Source organism: Sutterella sp., from assembly GCF_030539355.1.
Classification (GTDB): Bacteria; Pseudomonadota; Gammaproteobacteria; order Burkholderiales; family Burkholderiaceae_F; genus Sutterella.
The window spans coordinates 26,364-44,073 of sequence record NZ_JAUNSF010000015.1 but is presented as its reverse complement, the minus strand read 5'-3'; the positions used below and the strand labels follow the sequence as shown (position 1 = coordinate 44,073).

Annotated in this window: 12 protein-coding genes; 2 read left to right on the top strand and 10 right to left on the bottom strand. The window is 67.4% G+C overall.

Annotated features, from left to right (window positions below; genetic code table 11):
- On the bottom strand, nucleotides 1–551 hold a 551-nt coding region (locus tag Q4F91_RS04415; RefSeq protein ID WP_303334935.1), incomplete at its 3' end, for a hypothetical protein.
- A gap of 46 nt (nucleotides 552–597) precedes the next feature.
- On the opposite strand from Q4F91_RS04415, the gene Q4F91_RS04410 reads away from it, so the two are divergent.
- On the top strand, nucleotides 598–723 hold the full coding sequence (locus Q4F91_RS04410) for a hypothetical protein (protein ID WP_303334933.1): 126 nt from the start codon (nucleotides 598–600) through the stop codon (nucleotides 721–723).
- Here the strand turns inward: Q4F91_RS04410 and Q4F91_RS04405 are convergent.
- The 9 genes from Q4F91_RS04405 to Q4F91_RS04365 all read right to left on the bottom strand — a co-directional run bounded on the left by Q4F91_RS04405 (nucleotide 720) and on the right by Q4F91_RS04365 (nucleotide 14,233).
- The gene (locus Q4F91_RS04405) at nucleotides 720–863 is read right to left on the bottom strand and encodes a hypothetical protein (protein ID WP_303334931.1); all 144 of its coding nucleotides are present in this window, start codon (nucleotides 861–863) and stop codon (nucleotides 720–722) included. The genes Q4F91_RS04410 and Q4F91_RS04405 overlap by 4 nt on opposite strands.
- Nucleotides 864–869: 6 nt before the next feature.
- A complete protein-coding gene (locus Q4F91_RS04400; protein WP_303334929.1) occupies nucleotides 870–4,202 on the bottom strand; it encodes a cellulose synthase subunit BcsC-related outer membrane protein in 3,333 nt (1,110 codons plus the stop codon).
- Between the two features lie 5 nt (nucleotides 4,203–4,207).
- Nucleotides 4,208–5,425 (bottom strand): cellulose synthase complex periplasmic endoglucanase BcsZ, encoded by a 1,218-nt coding sequence (gene bcsZ / locus Q4F91_RS04395; protein WP_303334926.1) that lies wholly within the window; start codon nucleotides 5,423–5,425, stop codon nucleotides 4,208–4,210.
- Entirely contained in the window at nucleotides 5,422–7,758 is a 2,337-nt protein-coding gene (gene bcsB / locus Q4F91_RS04390; RefSeq protein ID WP_303334924.1) for a cellulose biosynthesis cyclic di-GMP-binding regulatory protein BcsB, read from the bottom strand. The genes bcsZ and bcsB overlap by 4 nt, the downstream gene beginning before the upstream one ends.
- A gap of 90 nt (nucleotides 7,759–7,848) precedes the next feature.
- The gene (bcsA, locus tag Q4F91_RS04385; protein ID WP_303334923.1) at nucleotides 7,849–10,515 is read right to left on the bottom strand and encodes a UDP-forming cellulose synthase catalytic subunit; all 2,667 of its coding nucleotides are present in this window, start codon (nucleotides 10,513–10,515) and stop codon (nucleotides 7,849–7,851) included.
- Nucleotides 10,512–11,261, bottom strand: coding sequence for a cellulose synthase operon protein YhjQ/BcsQ (locus Q4F91_RS04380; RefSeq protein ID WP_303334921.1), 750 nt, complete (start codon nucleotides 11,259–11,261; stop codon nucleotides 10,512–10,514). The genes bcsA and Q4F91_RS04380 overlap by 4 nt, the downstream gene beginning before the upstream one ends.
- On the bottom strand, nucleotides 11,258–11,473 hold the full coding sequence (locus tag Q4F91_RS04375) for a hypothetical protein (protein ID WP_303334919.1): 216 nt from the start codon (nucleotides 11,471–11,473) through the stop codon (nucleotides 11,258–11,260). Before Q4F91_RS04375 ends, Q4F91_RS04380 begins: the two co-directional genes overlap by 4 nt.
- Before the next feature lie 72 nt (nucleotides 11,474–11,545).
- On the bottom strand, nucleotides 11,546–12,331 hold the full coding sequence (locus Q4F91_RS04370; RefSeq protein ID WP_303334917.1) for an ABC transporter substrate-binding protein: 786 nt from the start codon (nucleotides 12,329–12,331) through the stop codon (nucleotides 11,546–11,548).
- A 216-nt stretch (nucleotides 12,332–12,547) separates the two neighbouring features.
- Nucleotides 12,548–14,233 carry a diguanylate cyclase gene (locus Q4F91_RS04365; RefSeq protein WP_303334915.1) on the bottom strand — a complete coding sequence of 562 codons (1,686 nt, stop codon included), beginning with the start codon at nucleotides 14,231–14,233 and terminating at the stop codon, nucleotides 12,548–12,550.
- A gap of 1,973 nt (nucleotides 14,234–16,206) precedes the next feature.
- Between Q4F91_RS04365 and Q4F91_RS04360 the strand changes: the two genes are divergently transcribed.
- Nucleotides 16,207–17,682, top strand: a complete 1,476-nt coding sequence (locus tag Q4F91_RS04360) for a flavocytochrome c (protein WP_303334913.1) — start codon at nucleotides 16,207–16,209, stop codon at nucleotides 17,680–17,682.
- Nucleotides 17,683–17,710 lie beyond the last annotated feature (28 nt).

Below are 17,710 nucleotides of genomic sequence, written 5' to 3'. Positions count from 1 at the left end.
TCGAGCGCACGGCGCTTGACGCTCTCGGCGGTGCGGCTCCCCGGGAAGATCTCGGGGGGAGTGAAGTCCCTCAGGTCGAGCCCGATGTGACGGAAGTCGGCGATCAGCTGCGTCTCGAGGTCCTGCTTGGCGATCGTCTTGTCGCGCTCGGGACCCGGGTCGATCAGACAGACCACCGTGCCGGGGCCGCCGGCGCACGCCGCGAGCACGGGCGTGGGGAGCGAGGTGGTAAGAAGCCTGTTCGCCACGAGGTTCGCGAGCAGACCCTGCACGCTGTCGGGCTGGTCAACGAGGCGGATCACCGCGGGCCAGGCGCCCTGCGGTGAGGCAAAGAGCATCCTCGTCACGGCGGCGAGTTCCTCGCCGTTGTCGGTCGAGGGCAGGAGCTCGAGCAGGATCGTGCGGTCCGTGAGCATCTCGACGCTGCCGCAGACCATGTGATCTCTGGAACTGCGGAGGCGCACATTCGCGCACCGGATGCACATCCACTTCGTGATGTCGCCGAACTTCAGCCGGTACCAGGAGGGAGCCTGAGCGGCGCCCGAGCACATGAGCCTGCGGAAGAACTCGCGGAAGCGGATGTCATCGGGATGCGTGATGCGCCCCCCGAACTCCTTTGCGCCGTCGAAGAGCTCGGTCGGCCCGAGCCCGAAGAGTGCCTTGAGTCCCTTTGAGACGTGGTACTTCTGCGAGGCAAAGTCGCCGAAGAAGTACTCGACCTAGGTCGCGTTCGACGGAACGCAGGCGCGGATGGCGGAGAGCTGTCCGCTTTCACGGGCGAGCGCCACGAGATCCCTCGCCGCGCCGAGTTCGTCGGCTCCGGCTCCGGAGAAGCTCTCAAGAAACCGTTTGACATTCTGCATCTGCGTTCACCACTCAGAGTAAGGAATCGGTGCGACCGGCGGGAGCGGAAGGTCCCCGGCCCAGTCATCAAGGTACCAGCGCAGCCAGAGCGTGGCCACGAGGGGCACGTACCCGTCGGCGTGCTGGTACTCGGCCTCGCCGCCCACGACGACGCGGCGGCTGAGGCGGTGTTCAAAGGCGCCGCGCAGCGTGAGCCCGATGCCGGTCGAGCTTTCCGCGGCGTCGCGCGCATAAAGGTCCTGGATCGCGGGCATTCCCGCGCGCAGCGGATAACGGTCACGCTCGGGCGACGTCGAGTGCGAGACACCGAGACGCCCCTCGAGTATCCACGACCAGTCGTCGGTGCGGCGTGCGTCGGAGAGGGAAAGCCCCGCCGAGAAATACCGCTCGGGCGAGAAGTATCCGCCCTGACCATAATAGTAGTCCGACAGGTCCTTCCCGAACCCCCAGTACATCACCGAGAGTCCCGCGGTCGTCTCGCGGTTCGGCAGATCCACGAGCCGGCGGTACCAGCCCGCCATCGCCTGCACGGCATGGTTGTCGGCGACGTTCTTGCCGTCGAGCTTTTCGTACGAGACGAAGGCCCAGAAGCCGTTCGCGCCGCCCTCGTCGTGCGACCACGAGAGGCGCCCGCCCGTGCGCATCACGCCGCCCCAGGTCCAGCCCGTGCCGGGGTCGCGCAGTCCCCCGTAGGAGAGGAGCGACGAGGTCTTCGGGCGCCGGTAGGCAATCACGGTCCAGCCCGAGGTGCCGGTCTGCCAGCTCCATGCGGCCGAGCCCGTGACGTTCGTCTCGCGGAACCCCATCGGAGTCGTGCCGATGTCGAAGGCGAAGCGGTCGTTTCTCCAGGCGACGGCGACGGATTCGCCGAGGTCGTGCCCGATGCCGGGATCGGTGCAGCCCGCGGCCCAGCAGGTGCCGACGGCCGTGGTCCACGGCGTGTTGAGCGTGAGGTCTCCGACGTTCCAGTACGCGGTGTCGGCGCGCAGCGTGAATTCGCCCTCGAGCGCGGGCATCCTCAGTTCCTTCATCCAGGTGAAGGTCGAGAGGTCGGAGTAGCCCGAGGTGCCCGAGTCGCGCGTGACTCTGAGGCCCGTCGTCACGACGGGCGTCTGCGCGAGCTGCAGCTCCGCGGCGCGCGATTTCAAGGACACCGTGAGCCAGCCGGCCTCGTTGTCATCGTCCTTCGTTCTCGTCGCGCGCGTGAAGGCCTCGGTCGAGTCCTTCTCCTCCATCGGGAGGAGCCCCGCGCTCACGAAGGCGAGGCGGTAGAGCGAGAGCGCGCGCTGCGGGTCGCTCTTCTCGAGCGCCATGGCCGCGGTCCTGAGCGCCATCGCGTTCTCCTCGGTGCGCGAGGAGAGGGCGCCGTCCTGAGCAGCCGCGTCGGCCGGGGCGCCGAGCACGAGCCACGCGGAGCGGTCCTCGCGCTCGAAAGCCTCGCCCGCGCGGGCATAGAGCGGACGCGCTGCGTCCATGCGGCCGGCCTCGGAAAGAAGATCGGCGAGCGTGACGAGACCGGCCGGGGTGAGTTCATCAAGCTCCTGCTCGTTCATGAGGGCGTCAAGCCGCGCGAGCGCGGCATCGCGCTCCGCCGGAGTGCCCGCCATCATCAGGCGGATCGTGTTCATGCGCGCCTCGCGCCCGAGGTCCGGGTCGGATTCGAGCGACTGCCACAGGCGCACGGCCTCGGTGCGGCATCCCGCGGCCTCCTGCCAGCGGGCGAGTTTGGCGACAAGCCAACCTTCCGTGGGCTGAATCGAGGCGAGCGTGTCCGCGGCGGCCGCGACATCGCCCTCTGCAGCGAGCGCGTCGGCACGCTCGAGTGTGAAGCCTTCCTCAAGCGAGCGAGCAAGGTCGGCGAGGCGCTCGGCGGACGAGAGCTCGCTCCCGAGCGCGGTCCAGCCGTCGGTGCGCGCGGCGGCGCCGCTGTGGCGGCCTGCGATCTCGGCGGCCTCCCTCGTGCGTCCGGCGTTCGAGAGGAAGAGCGCGTGCGGCCAGTCCCAGTCGGCGGCTTCCTCGGCCGAGAGCGTTCCCGCCTTCGGCGCCCAGCGCTCCCAGGTCTCAAGGGCCTTCTCCGTGTCTCCGGCGCGCAGGTGCGCGTCAGCGAGCGAATAGACCTCCCAGGGCGTGGGTGCGCGGATCGCGAAGGCGCGCTCCATGTATTCGGCCTCGCGGGCGGCGTCGCCCGCTGAAGCGGCGCGGCCGGCGTCGCGCGAGAACGATTCGGCCCGGGCCATGGCGATGTCGGCGGGAAGTTCCGCGAGGAGACGTGCGACACGGCGGCGCTCGGCCGCGGAGGCGTCTCCGCAGGCGGAGAGCGCCGCACGGAGGTGCGAGCGCACCTCGTCCCAGCGCTGCTGCGCGCGGGCGACGTTCGCGAGCCCGAGGTGCGCGTAGGGCAGGCCCGGCCGGTACGGCGCGGCCTCGCGGTAGGCGCGCGCCGCGGCGGCGTAGCGCCCGCGGGCGAGAAGTTCGTCGCCGCGGTCGACGCCGAGCCAGAAGAGCGCGCCGTTCAGGGACCTGCGCCAGTAGTCCGCCCGCGGATCGTCCGGGGCGAGCTCGAGCGCACGCCTGAGGCCCGTGGCGGACTTCGCGCGGGATCTGTTCTGATTGATGCCTGCGACCGCGTCCTCGACCATGCGCTCGAAGTTGTGCCGGTCGAGGATCGAGCGGCCGCGCTCGGCGAGGAGCGTCGCGCCCGAGTCGGCCGCGCGGGCGATGAGCGCCTCCATTTCGCGCCGGGCCTCGGCCTCGCGCGCGGGGAGCGCGAGCACCATCGTCCAGTACTCGAGCCCCGTGGCGTCCTCGGGCGGGCGTCCGCCGGTTCCGGCGAAGGCCTCCTCGAAGATCTTCACCGCGGCCTCGGTCTGGCCGGCGAGGAAGAGCATCCTCGCCTGCGAGATCTTCTCGGCCATGGGGCCGGTGGCGAGCGCCACCGCGGCGCGCGCCTGGCGGCAGTGCTCGTCCTTGCTGATCGCGCACACCGTGGCGACGAGCTCGGCGATGCGGTCCGGGTCCGCGGCCGGGTCGGCGAGCTCGAGGCGCACGGCCTCGAGCCTGAGGCCCGGGTCGTGCGGGCGCATGAGGAGCATGCGCCGCAGGGCATCGCGCTCGATGTCGATGCGGCCGATTGATCTTGCGCGTGCCGCCTGGTCCGTGAGCCAGGGGCGGGGTGCCACGGCGCGAGGCACGGCGTGGAACGAGGTCTCCGAGAGCGCAGCCGCCGCCTCTCCCGCCGTGATCGCCGTGATCACGGAGAGCGCGCACGCGAGCGCCGTCAGCCTGAGGGGCTGCCGGTGTTCAGGGGGGAGCGGGAGGAGGCGGGCGGATCTCGTCATGGTCTTCAGAGCTCCGCGCGCGGGAAGATGAGTTCGCCCGCGGCATCGAACGCGAAGCAGCCGCGGTCAAAGCCGAGGCCGAAGAGCGTGAGCATGCTGCGGTAGTAGGTGTCGCTGCCGAGCGGCTGGTACTCGAGCAGCGTCCGCGCGAAGGCGCCCGTTCTCGAGCGGCTGAGCCAGGGGAGCAGCGCCGCGGCGAAGGCGTCGGGACCCGGATCGGTCACGGAGAAGCGTTCGCCCTCGACGGCCGCCGGCGGCAGGCGCCTGGTCACAGTGATCTGCACCATGGGGTCGAGCGCCGCGCGGATCGTGCGGTGGTCGGGGTCCGCGGGCGAGATCATGCCTGCCCAGAGGTAGACGCGCACGGCGTCCCAGCTGCCTGCGGCGAGGTTCACGGGCACGATGCGGCCGTGGCCGTCGACGTCCGCCCAGTCGGGCGAGAGGCCGGCGCGCGAGCTCCTCACGATCACGCGCACGGCGGTCGCCGTGACGTGCTTCCAGGCCGGGTCCTCGGCTTCGAGCCGCCTCAGCACAAAGACAGGGAGGTAGCTCGGGTTCTGCCGCAGAAGTTTGTCATTCCGGAAACCGACGGCGCCGGGGGCAATCAGGCGCCCGATGCCGCGCACTTCGGCGGTCTGCCCGAGAAGGAGCCGCGCCATCGCCCGGCCCTTCTCCGTGTAGGCCGCGTCCTCCCAGAGGCGGCCGGCCTCGAGGAGCGAGTAGGCGATCCAGAGGTCCGCGTCAACGGCGTTGTTGCCGTCGATCACGTCCCAGCGCTCGGTCGTCTCCTTGGTCTTGGGATCGGTCTCGGTGATCCTTCCCCAGCGCCAGGCGGGGAGCGTTCTCGTGCAGTCGCCCGCGCAGAGGTTCGCCTCGGTCCAGGCGAGGATGCGCGCGAACCGCTCCTTGTCGCCCGCGGCGAGCGAGAGGAAGAGCGCGTAGGACTGCCCCTCCGAGGTGCTCGCCATCTCGGGCGAGGAGGCGTCGATGATGCGGCCCGACGGGTCCATCGCGGAGAGCGCGAACTCGTCCCAGATCGCGCGGCACGAGAAGCACGACTCGTGGAAGTGCGGCGTCGCGCCGGGGGCGGCATGCGCTGCGTGTTCCGCGGCGGACTCCGTCCGGGAAGCTTCAGCGGCCGGAGCGCTCCCGGCGGCAAGCGCGGGGCCGGCCGCGAGGAGACCTGAGAGGAGGAGGGGGAGAAGCCTGGTCTTCAGCATCATTTCTTCCCTCCCGCGGCGGGGGCGGCGAGTCTCGAGCGGATGCGGATGTGCATGAGCGCGTAGACCACGCAGCCGATCAGGATCGCGCAGAGGATGGCGCAGAGAATGAGGAGAACCGGATGCTCGAGCATCGCGTGCCAGACTCTCTGGTGCCAGGGGAGGCTGCCCACGTAGTAGGTGGGGGCCGTGTGATAGTTCTGCAGACCGTTTTCACCGAGGAGCGTCACCGCGCCCGAGGCGTCCATGAGCCTCGCGGGGTCGGAGATCGACTCGGAGAGGCGCACGAGGCCCTCGTCGTTGTTGCCGAGGAGCGCCACGACGGAGCGGCCCGGCGTGACCGGGCTCTCGAACCCGACGATCGCGGCGATCGGGCCGCGGGCACGGAAGTCAGTGACGCGGGATGCGGCGCGCCGCTCAGGGCTCGCCTGATCATCGTTGAGGCCGGCGCGGTTCGTCACGAGCCTGCGGGTCACGTCCTCGGTGAGGACGCCCGGCACCGCGTCGGTCGAGGCCGCGGCGACGGACTCGGGCAGGGGCCCGGTGACGAGGATGTCGCGGTCGGCGAGCGCGGCGGAATCGGGGGCGAGAATCACGTTCGCCTTCAAGGCCGCGGCGCCCGTGTTGGCCGAGATGCGCCCGACCGCTCCGAGCATCGTCTCGATCTCGGTGGCGGAGGGGGCCGCGGACATCGCGAGGACGGTCTCCGAGAGGTCCGCCATCTTTGAGAACGGGAAGCCCGAGCGCGTGAAGAGCCTCAGGTCCGGGAGCTCGGCGAAGTGATAGAAGCCCGTGAAGTCAATCTCCGAGCGCGGGTCGATGTCGAGCTGCGCCTCGAGCAGCGTCACCGTGCGGCAGTTCTCCTCGTTGCCGCCCTGGATCGAGAGGCCGAGCGCGTAGTCGAACTCAAGCGTGTTCACGGCGTCGAAGAAGAGCGTCGGGGCGTTGAGCGAGCGGAAGAGTTCGGCGATCGACTCGACGACGGGGATGCGTTCGATCGCGCGCACGGGCTCGACCGACGTGATCGGGATCGTGTCGGCGATGGCGCCGTTCACGCGGAAGCGGAGCTCCGCCGGGACGTTCTCCTCGGGCTTCGTCGTGCGGTAGTGGAGATCAACCGGGACGCTCGAGCGCGTCATCACGAAGAGGTCGGGCGGGAGCCGGAAGTTGAGCCGCACGGGCCAGGGCTGCACGCCGCGGCTCGTGAGCTGCCCCGGGTACTCGACGAGCTCGGAGAACTTGGTGGGCCGCGTCGTGTCGATCCACTTCGGCGCGTCCCAGGGCTCGCGCGGCAGGATCTCCGCGGCGCGCGTGACGAGCGCGCGGGGACCGGAGAGCACCGCGCGGGCGGTGGCGAGCGACTGCGCCGCGGTGATGAGCTCCTCCGTGGTGCGCCCCGAGATGACGAGCATTTTCGCCCACGGCGAGTACGGGGCGTCGGCGAGCGCGATCTCCGGTCCCTTCGGCTCGGGCCAGTCCTTCAGGAACTCAGGGCGCGAGTCCTTCGTCATGAAGACGACGAAGTGCCCCTCCGGGGGCTGGGCGTTGATCTTCACGGGGAAGCGCGAGCCGCGCCAGTCGGCGAGCGCGCCGAGCCAAGAGGTGACGACGGCCGCCGCGGAGAGCATCGGTCCGTCGGGGTTCTCGGGGAGCGCCACGGGCACGACCACCTGCGCCAGGTCGGCCGGGTCGATGAAGGGCGCGGGCAGCAGCCCGAGCTCGTCGGCCACGCGGATCTTCTGGTGCGCGAGCGTGAGGGTCGAGGAGTTGTCGACCGCAAGCCAGAGCGTGGGCGAGGTGGGCGTCGCGCAGACGTGCGCGTACTCGCCGACGAACTCGATCTCGATCGAGTTGTCATCCTTCAATTTCTTCGGGTCGAGCACGACCGTCGAGGTGTTCTGCTTGCCGAGGCCCTCCTTCGTGATGGGGATCGCTTCGGCGAGCTGGCCGTTCAGCCTCACGAGGACCTGCGAGCGGATCGGGAGCAGCGACGGCGAAGGCGTCCAGACGAGCTTGAGCTCGGCGCGCGTGATGATCTCGTCGCGGCGCATCACGAGCCGGAAGCTGCGCGTGGTGAAGACGCCCGTGAAGCGCATCGAGTCGGCGGGGCCGCCGAGGGCGAGCCTCGAGATGGGCGTGAAGGTCATCACGGGCGGCAGCGCCTCCTCGCGCAGGACGGGCGGCGCGAGCAGCGCCTCGTCAAGGCGCATGAAGGCCGGCCCCTGCGGTTCGGCCGGGGCGGCGGCATTTTCGGCGGGCGTGACGGGGGCTGTCGCGGCCGGGGCTGCCTCAATCCCAGTCGAGGCGAGGCCGAGCGCGAGCAGGGCGCCGAGCAATTTCTCCCTCAGCGCGCTCCGGGCCGGACAGACGGACTCTCTACAAAAACCTTTCACTTTTCTTCTCAGATCATTCTTGTTGTAATCGTGTCATATTTTCCTCCCGGGGACGATGCTCAGCGGGGCACCGAGCCTTCCGGGCGGCCTCGGAATCAGGTCCGAGACCGAGCGGATGCAGGAGGCGATGAAGCCGACGACGACCTTCGTGGTCCGCGGCAGATGATCGTACATGCCCTGGTAGCCGAGGAGCGAGAAGCGCAGCAGCAGCACGATGCTCTGCCAGAAGCTCCGCTCGGGCGGCTTGGGGTCGGCCCACGCGTCGGCGCGGGCGAAGGTGCATTCGGTGAAGCGCCGCTCCTCCGCGGGCGTCATCTCGAGGAGCTCGAGGCCGAGCCCCGCGCCGGCGGCGCGGCGCACGATGACCGGGAAGGTGTGGCTGATGCCGTCCTTCGAGAGGACGAGGCGCAGGCGGTCGTTCCTCATGAAGACGCCGGCGGCGGATTCGTCGAGCTTCACGCTCGCGCCCTGCTGCGAGAAGTCCGTGAGGGTCGCCGCCCAGGAGCGGCCGTCGGTGCCGAGGATCATCGCGGGCAGCTGCGTCCTCACGCGCGGGAAGCGGCGCTCCTGCACGGTCTCGATCGCCACGGCGATCGTGGCCCCGAGGATGACGAGGTTGTAGAAGGTCCAGCCGCCGTTGATCGCGAGCGACAGGTACTCGGGCGTCCCGGCCGAGAAGAAGGTGCTCTTCACCGCGAGCGCGAGGCCGAGGAGATTGAGCGCAATGAGGAACAGATAGGGCTTCGAGATCGCCCAGTCGATGTAGCGCTTCTCGACCATGCCGCCCTTGGCGGTGACGTTGAACTTGCCGTGCTTGGGCGCGAAGAGCGCGACGGTCGTCGGCAGCAGGATGTACCACGAGAGGATCGCCTCGTAGACGGTCGCGAGGAAGGGCGTGCGGTAGCCGCGCTGGATCACGCCCGTCGTGATCGTCGAGTGCACGAGGTGCGGGAAGACGAAGGCGAAGATCGACGCCGCGTCGGCCTGGATCACGTAGATGCCGAAGAGCAGGTAGGGGAGCGGCGCGAGGAGGAAGATGAGGCGCGGCAGGCCGTGCAGGAAGTGGATCATCGCGTTCAGGAAGCACATGCGCTGCCCGAACGAGAGCCCGCGCCCGAAGACCGGGTTGTCGAGGCGGAAGATCTGGATCATGCCGCGCGCCCAGCGGATGCGCTGACCGACGTGGCCCGAGAGCGTCTCGGTCGAGAGACCGGCGGCGAGCGGGATGCCGATGAAGGCCGAGCTCCAGCCGCGGCGGTTGAGCTTCAGGGACGTGTGCGCGTCCTCGGTGACGGTCTCGATGGCGATGCCGCCGACTTCGTCGAGCGCCTTGCGGCGCATCACCGCGCATGAGCCGCAGAACATCGTTGCGTTCCAGGCGTCGTTGCCCTTCTGGATGAAGTCGTGGAAGAGGGCGTTCTCCTCGGGCTCGCCCACCTCGAGGCCGAGGTTGCGCTCGAACGGATCCTCGGAATAGAAGTGGTGCGGCGTCTGCACGAGCGCGATCTTCGGGTCGCGCAGCATCCAGCCCACGGTCATCTGCAGGAACGAGCGCACCGGCACGTGGTCGCAGTCGAAGATCGCCACGAAGTCGCCGGAGACCTTCGTGAGCGCGTGGTTGATGTTGCCCGCCTTCGCGTGGTTGTGCTTCTCGCGGCGGATGTAGCCGGCGCCCGCCCCTGCGGCCCAGTCGCGGAACTCGTCGCGGCTGCCGTCGTCGAGGATCCAGACGTGGAGCTTCTCGCGCGGCCAGTCCATGGCGAGCGCGGCGTTGACCGTCGGGCGCACGACCTCGAGCGGCTCGTTGTAGCTCGGGATGAAGATGTCGACGTGCGGCCACGTGGAGCGGTCCGCCGGGCACGGCACCGGACGGCGCTCGAGCACCCAGAAGACCTGGAAGTCGCCGAGGAGCATCACCACCCACGCATAAGTCTCCGCCGCGACGAGCGTGAGCGAGAAGAAGGCCCCGGCAGGGGTGTCGAAGTTGAGGGTCTCCGAGTAGCGCCACCAGAGGTAGCGCGTCGAGACGAGGATCGAGAGCGTGATGAGGATGAGGAGCGAGAGGTGCGTGCGGATCCGTCGGAAGAAGAGCGCGATCGAGATCGTGAGCGTGAGGAACACGGTCTGGTTGCCGATCGAGAAGGGCTGCGTCACGCAGAGCGTGTAGAGGGTGAGGGCGAGCGCGAGGAGCACCGTGAGGACGAGCTTCTCCATCATCGTGAAGGGCTTCGTGCTCCCCGGCACGCCCGTGCGGCGCTGCACGGCCGGAATCGCGGCGAGCCGCCCCGAGACGTGCTCGAGGAGGTCGTGGAGCCGCGACTGCGAGCCTTCCCAGAGCTGCGTCACGAAGTTCCTCACCCGGGAGGAGATGCCCCTCACGATGTTCGAGGCGAACTCGGGCTCTGCGGCATGACGCACGAACCCCGTGCCGGCGCGGAAGACGAGGAGGAACGCGCTCTGCAGCACGATGCGCACCGGATCGAGCGGGCGGATGCGGGAGAAGTCGACCTGCGGGAACCAGTCGCGCGCGTCACGGCGCACGGCGTCCCAGGCCGGGCGCTCAAGCGGAAGGAATGCCCAGGCGAGTGTGAGCGCGACGAGGTTCACGAGGAAACTCAGGCGCGACGAGGCGGTATCCGCGAGACGCTGCACGTCCCGGTACCATCCGGCGAAGGCGGGAAAGCGGTCGGAGAGCGTCATTCAACCGTCCCTCCGGCGCGGGGTATCACCTTCACCGTCACCCAGCCGGCGAGCGCGGAGAGCGCGCGGGCGCTCGCGGCGCCGGGGATCGCCTGCACCACGGGCTGCTTCACGAGCGAAGCCTCGAGCGCGAGGTCGTCAAAGGGGATCATCACCGGTGCGATGCGGCCCTCGATCTGCGGCAGCGATGCGAGGAAGCGCGAGACCTCCTGCATCGACGGGCTCTCGGGGCGGACGCGGTTGAGCACGATGAATTCGCGCGGCGCGGGCACGTGGCGGGCGAGCCGCATCAGGCACCCGGCGTCGGGCTCCGCGACGGTGACGGTGAGGTCCGCGATCTCCGCGAAGACGAGGGTCGCCGCCGGATTGACGCCCGCCGGGCCGCCGTCGATCACGATGTCCGTGAAGTCCTCCATCGCCGCCTCGCGCAGGATGCGGATCGAGTGGCTCACCGACGGTCCCTCCGAGGCCTCCCCGGCGGGGAGCACATGGAGCGAATCGGTCGAGCGCCAGAGGTTCGTGAGCAGCGGCCGCTCCTTTCCGTCCGCGGCCCAGGCCGCGGCTGCGGCGAACCAGCCCTCCGGCTGCGGCAGCGGCAGGTTGAAGTAGAGCTCAAGCGGCGCGGCGGACGAGTGCGCCGAGAGCGCGAGCACCTTCGGGCGCGTGAGCGAGAGCCTCCAGGCGATCGACGCGGCGGTGAGGCTCGCGCCGGCGCCGGCGCGCAGGCCTTTGACCAGGATGATCATGATCCCCTCCCGTTCTCTTCAGGCTCCGCCTTGTCCGCGCCCTTGCCGGGGGTGGGAAGGTTGTCCCGGGCGACACGCAGCGCATCAGCGAAGAGCGGCCGGCTCGCGAGGAGCTCGGCCGTTTCATCGTCTGCGCTGGTGTTCTGGTAGCCCTCGGCGCTGAAGCCGTAGCGGCGGCAGAGCGAGAGGACGTCAGTCGGGATTTCCTTCATTTCGGGGAGTTCTTCGGGGAGTGAATGTTTTCTCTGTCGGCGGGGATCCTTGTTGTGCGGGTGCCCTGGGTGTCAGTAGCTGAGGAAGGAGAAGTACTTGCGAGCGAGTTTTTCGTAGGCGCCGCTTTCCTTGAGCTCCAGAATGGCCTCGTTGATCGGTCCGAGGAGCTGTTTCGCGTTGCGGCGCGCGACCGCGATCCTCGCTTCGGTGAGCTCGGGCGGGAGGTCGTCGCACCAGCCGCCGATCATGAGCGAGCGTCCCTCGGGGCTCCTCAGGATGTCGTAGCCGGGCAGGCCGTCGACGAAGAGCGCGTTCACCTCGCCCTCGAGGATCGCGTCGCTCATGTCGTCGTAGGTCTCGTAGGCGAGAACCTTCGCGCCCTTCGGTGCATAGGAGCGCGTCATCTCGTCGAACTGCAGCGACCCCTTCTGTGCGCCGATCACAAGCTCGGGCGCCATGGCCGGGGTGATCCGCGTGAACTCGGCGACGCGGGTGATGAAGAAGCTCCTCGAGCGGTAGTAGACGTCGGAGAACGCGTAGTCGGCCTGGCGCTCCGGCGACGACCCGAGCCCGGCGACGACGATCGAGACGTCGCCTGTCTTGAGTCCGGGCAGAAGCTCCTGGAAGCTCATCGGGCGGATTTCGCAGGGCCGTTCGAGCTCCGAGCAGATCGCGCGCGACACGTCGACGTCAAAGCCCGTGAGCTCTCCGTTCTCCACCCAGGCGAAGGGCTCGTAGTCGGCTTCGACCGCGATCACGACGGGCGCGTCGGCGTCCGCGCCGGTTCCGAGGAGAAACCAGCCTGCGGTGACGGCGCACAGGGCGGCGATGGTGACGAGGATGAGAGGACGGCGCATTGCTTGCTCCGAAAAGGGTTCTTGGGGTCAGAGGGTTCTGTCAGATCTGACGGGGTGCGGCTCCCGGGAGGGATGCGGGCATGCCGGACTGCGGCCGTGATGCTCAGAAAATTATAGTCTCAACAGTAGCTTGTCGTTTCCTAAATACTTTTCCTCAGGGGGTGCTTTGTCTCTGTGTGATTCCGGGGACTCAGGGTGTATACGGAAAGAGACACTTCAGAGCAGAGGGATGCGTCTCAGGCGCGGCGCCTCCGTGGGGGCGTTCGATGCGTCCGGCGGCGCGGGCGGCTCCCCGGGATCCTCCGGGTCCGCGATGTCGCTGAAGTGCTCGACGCGGTCGCGGCCGTTGCGCTTGGCGCGGTAGAGCGCGCGGTCCGCCTCGTCGATGAGCGCCGGGATGGGCTTCGCGTCGTCCTCGGCGGGAATGCTTGAGCAGCCGATCGACACGGTGAGCGGATCCGTCACGGGACCGTCCGCGCGCAGGCCCGTCCCGCGGGAGATCGTGCGGACCGCGCAGAGAAGCGACTCGGCGATCAGATCGAGCGTGGTCGGGGTCACGTCCGGGCAGAGCACGACGAATTCCTCGCCGCCGTAGCGATAGACGCGGCAGCGGGGCGGCAGGTTGTGCTCCACGACCATGGCGAGCGAGCGCAGCACGCGGTCGCCGAAGATGTGCCCCTTCGAGTCGTTGATGAGCTTGAAGCGGTCGAGGTCGAGCATCAGCACGCCGAACCCTGCGGGTGCGCGCGGCGTGCGGGCCGTGGCCTCGTCGAGCGCGCGGCGGTTCGCGATGCCCGTGAGGGCGTCGAGCGACGCAACGTGAAGGAGTCTGCGGCAGTCCGAAGAGAGCTCCACGCTTTGCTCATGGTCCTCGGTGAACTTGCGAAAGAGCGTCCAGATCCAGCCCGAGAGCTCGTTGAACTCGACGAGCGGCACGGAGATGCGCTTCTCCGGGACCTTCTGGCTCAGGCGGAAGTCCGCGATCGCCTTCGAGATCTGAGTGAGTGGCTTCAGGATCATCAGGAAGCCGAGCAGGCAGATCGCCACCATCATGAAGACGGCCGCGAAGAAGAGATAGAAGACGGGGCCCGTGCGTTCGGCGAGCTCGGTGATGAAGTTCACGTCGTCGAGCAGTTCCCGGGTCTCGATGACCTCGAAGGTGCGCGCGATCTCGGCGCGGCTGCGGTTGAGCTCGTCGATGCTCGCGGCGAAGGCTGCCTTCGCGGCGTCGAGACGGTTGATGTGCTCGATCAGCTCGGTGTGCGCGGCCTGAAACTTGCCGCACACCTCGGTGAGCCGCGGGCTGGTGCCCGCGTCCGGGCAGAGCGGCATGAGGATGACGTGGAGACGCTCGGTGTGCTCGCGCAGCCCCTTCACGTCGGCGTCGATGACGACGTGGCGGTCATTGTCCGTGAACTCCACGGGAAAGTCGCTCGAGGTGCTCTCGGCGAGCTGATGAATCATGAGGCCGAGTCCGAGGTAGAGCTTCCAGCGGTTGTAGACGTCGTCGTGGCCCGCGCTGATCCTGATCCGGTCCTGCCAGGCCTCACCGAGTTGATTGAGGAACTGATGGCGTTCCTTCATCTCCTCCTCAACGAGGCCGATCGAGGATTCCGAAAGAAGCGCCGTCGCGGCGAGGTAGGACTCGCGGGCCCGCGAGAGACTCGGCGTCGTGGCGAACGTGTTGAGCGAGAAGCGCAGGTTCTCGAGGTTCGCGTAGTTGCGCTGGGCCGTGAGGATGCGCTGAACGGCCTCGCGGCCGAGCTCCTCGGAGTGGCTGCCGATGTCAAGGTTGATATGGACGAGCAAACCGATCGCGATCGTGAGCAGCACGATCACGGGCACGAAGAGCGTGAGCAGGAAAGTGCGCAGACTGAGCGTCTGCGCGGCGTCGCGTTTCACTGCCTGGGTTTGCTCGGACATGGCGGGCGAGGGATTTAAATCAGGGCCTGCGGGATGTCCCGGGGGAGCATTCGGCGGGCCTTTGGCTGGCCGGGGAGAACTGCAGGTGTGCTGCAGGGGGAGAATGTGTTCTTTACGGAATCGTCAGTCCGTCCGGGGATGCCGGACGCGGAGGAATCATCGTGAGAACGCCGACTCCGGGGGCGGAAGGTCAAATGTTCCGTCCGGCCATCGAGGGTGAAGCGTCACGCCGCGGTGGAGATGTGCGGGATACCCGGCCCGGCAGGGAACGACCGGGAGAACGGGGCGGCCGAGGGCGCTCCGGGCACGGGGCAGTTTCTTGGGAGGGGGAGTCATGGGTGGATATTCCGTTTGCTGTGCGTTGTGACGCATTTTAAAGACTCAGGGGCATTATGCGCAACACTGTTACAAATCCGTTTTCCCGTGCGGATCGGATTTGTGCCCGATTCTGTCGAAATGATGCTGTTTACAGTATCCCGCGCGCACGCTGAATGAGAATCTGTAAAGTTCTGTAAAGTATCGCACAAAAGACATTCCAGACTGGGTGCGGTATATTGGATTGGAAGTCAACGCTGTATTTTATATTTACATTTTTCTGTTCCGATAAGGTTTGCAGAATTGAAATAACAGCTTGTATACAAAGGGATTTTTATGCGATGCCCGAGAATGCGTCATGCGAGGGCGGCTGCTGACATCTATCGTCTCGCTGTAGCGGCGGGTGCTGTGAGAGGCTCAGGGACCGTTCCGGCACGGCTTGATGCGGGTTCATCTCAACGGCGGTCCTCGTCCTCCCGACGGAGCACCGGGGAGGGATCAGCGTGAAAAAGGGGTGCCGTCTGTGACTGCCGGGCAACCGACCGGGTGCGGTTCCGCTTGCCGCGGGACCTGGGCGCTGCGGCCTCTGCGGTGGGAATTTAGTGACATCGTGACAGCCTCGGGAGGAAAAGCACGGGACGAGGTCCGGGCGCCGGGTGCGGCAGGCGCACCGCGGACTGCCTCTGAGAGGGAGTGGTTGTCGGGCAGTTCCATGGGCTGCCCGGACCTCGTTCAAGAGCGAAGGCCTGATCGTCACAGCTGCCGCAGATCCGCTCTCATCGGGGAGGGGGAGAAATTTATCTCGCAGAATGAATGTCAGCATGCCTGTGGGAGGGAGATTCATCTTTTCAGCGCCTCATCCGGAAGAGCGGTCCGCCGGGGCGGATGCCGGGAAGCTTCGTGAGCGTTCCTGCGCACAGCCTCCGTCCGGAAAGGACGGTGTCAGAGGGTGATGCAGGCATCTGTCAGGTGGGTCGGGCGGTTCCGAGGAAAGGCGCTGCAATTCTATCGAGCCGGAACGGGGGAATGACGTTTCAGGATGTTCCTGAAATCTGTAAACCGTCCGGATAAATCGATTTTCATAGGAAATCAAAGTATCTGATGGAACGGAACGGTCTGTAGACATTGGAGATCGGGATGGAGGGAATGAATGTTTGAATATGTAACAAAATGAGAGGAATGAGAGTGGCGGTGAAGGAGGTGAGTGGGGAAGGTCGGGGAAATTTTCAGTTTACACAGGAATCGGCTCAGGTCCGCTGATGCCGGCGGGTTGTCGGGAAGGTTCCGGCTGAACGGAGCCCTTTCATAGGTGTGCCGCCGGGCAAGGGAGGGATTTGAATTATTTTAATGGAGCCGGGGACACAGTCGATACTGGAGGGATAACTATGTTTACTCCTCCCGGAGGCGGCACCGCATCAACCAGCGGCCGGGCATTTCCCGACGGAGAGCGTTCCAGCCCCTCCGCCGCCCCGGTGACTCGGGCGGATGAGCCCCGCCCCCGGTATGTCACCAAAGGACTAGACGGAACTGTAACCATCGAATATTGCTCAAAATTCTTCCTGATTCGAGAATGATCCCCATCGACCGGCGCTTCAGACGCCGGCCCGAAGGAACATTCATGAAAAGGAGAAACAATCATGACGCTCAACAGACGCCGTTTCCTCGCGGGTTCCGTCGGCACCACGGCCGCGGCCGCGATCACCGCGATCCCCGCCGTTGCCAACGCGACCGCGCAGAAGGTCGCCAAGTGGGACAAGACCGTTGAGATGGTGGTGATCGGCGCGGGCGGCGCCGGTCTCGCGACGGCCGTCTCCGCGGCTGAGCACGGCATCAAGGACATCATCATCCTTGAGAAGATGGCCTTCATCGGCGGCAACACCGCCGTCGCCACGGGCGCCTTCAACACGTCCGACCCGGCCCAGAAGGAGCAGGGCATTGAGGACAGCCCCGAGCTGCACGCCGAGCAGACGCTGAAGGGCGGCGACTACCGCGCCAACCCCGAGCTCGTGCGCACTCTCACCTACAACTCCTACGAGACCCTTGAGTGGCTCGAGAAGAAGGGCGTCCGATTCCAGCCGAAGATCCTCCAGGTCTACGGCGCGCTCTGGCCGCGCTCCCACGCCACCGAGGCGAGCAAGGGCAGCGACTACATCCGCGTGCTCTCGACCGAGGCGAAGAAGCAGGGCACCGAGATCGTCACGAACGCCCGCGTCGTTGACATCATCCGCGAGGAGCCCCTCGCCGGCCGTGTGATCGGCGTCGAGTACGTCGACCGCGCCGGCAAGCACATCTTCATCCGTGCCACCAAGGCCGTCGTGGCCTGCGCCGGCGGCTTCGGCGCGAACCGCGAGATGCGCTCGCTCCACGACCCGCGCATGTACAACCTCACGACGACGAACGTCGAGGGCACCTCCACGGGCGAAGTGCTCGTGATGATGCAGGACATCGGCGCCGAGGTCACCGGCATGGACCACATCCAGTGCAACCCCGGCTGCCCTCCGGGCCGCAAGCTGCGCGTCAACATGTTCTCGTGGCCGCAGAACATGATCATGGTCGGCTATGACGGCAAGCGCTTCATTGCCGAGGACTCCCGCCGCGACCAGATGCGTGACGCGATCCTTTCGCTGCCGAAGCAGACCGCCTTCTGCATCCAGGACGACTACGGCCAGAGCCTCAACAACAAGGGCCATCAGAAGGACAACCACCGCGCGCTCGAGACGGGCGACGCCTGGCGCGCCGACACGCTCGAGGAACTTGCGAAGAAGGCGGGCATTGACCCGGCCAACCTCGTCAAGACCGTCGAGGAATACAACAAGGGCTGCGACGCCGGCAAGGATCCGGGCGGCAAGAAGCCGCGCAACCTCCGCCGCATCGAGAAGGCGCCCTTCTGGGCGGGCTTCGCCGGCATGTCCGTGCACCACACCATGGGCGGCGCGGTCATCAACAAGGACACGCAGGTGATCGACCGTCACGGCAAGGTGATTCCGGGCCTCCACGCGGTCGGTGAGATCACCGGCGGCATCCACGGCAGCAACCGTCTCGGCGGCAACGCCATCGCCGACATCTTCACCTTCGGCCGCCTGACCGGCATCGCGATCGCCGCCGGCAAGTGACCTGAAGCCTGAGGTTTTCTCCTCTGTG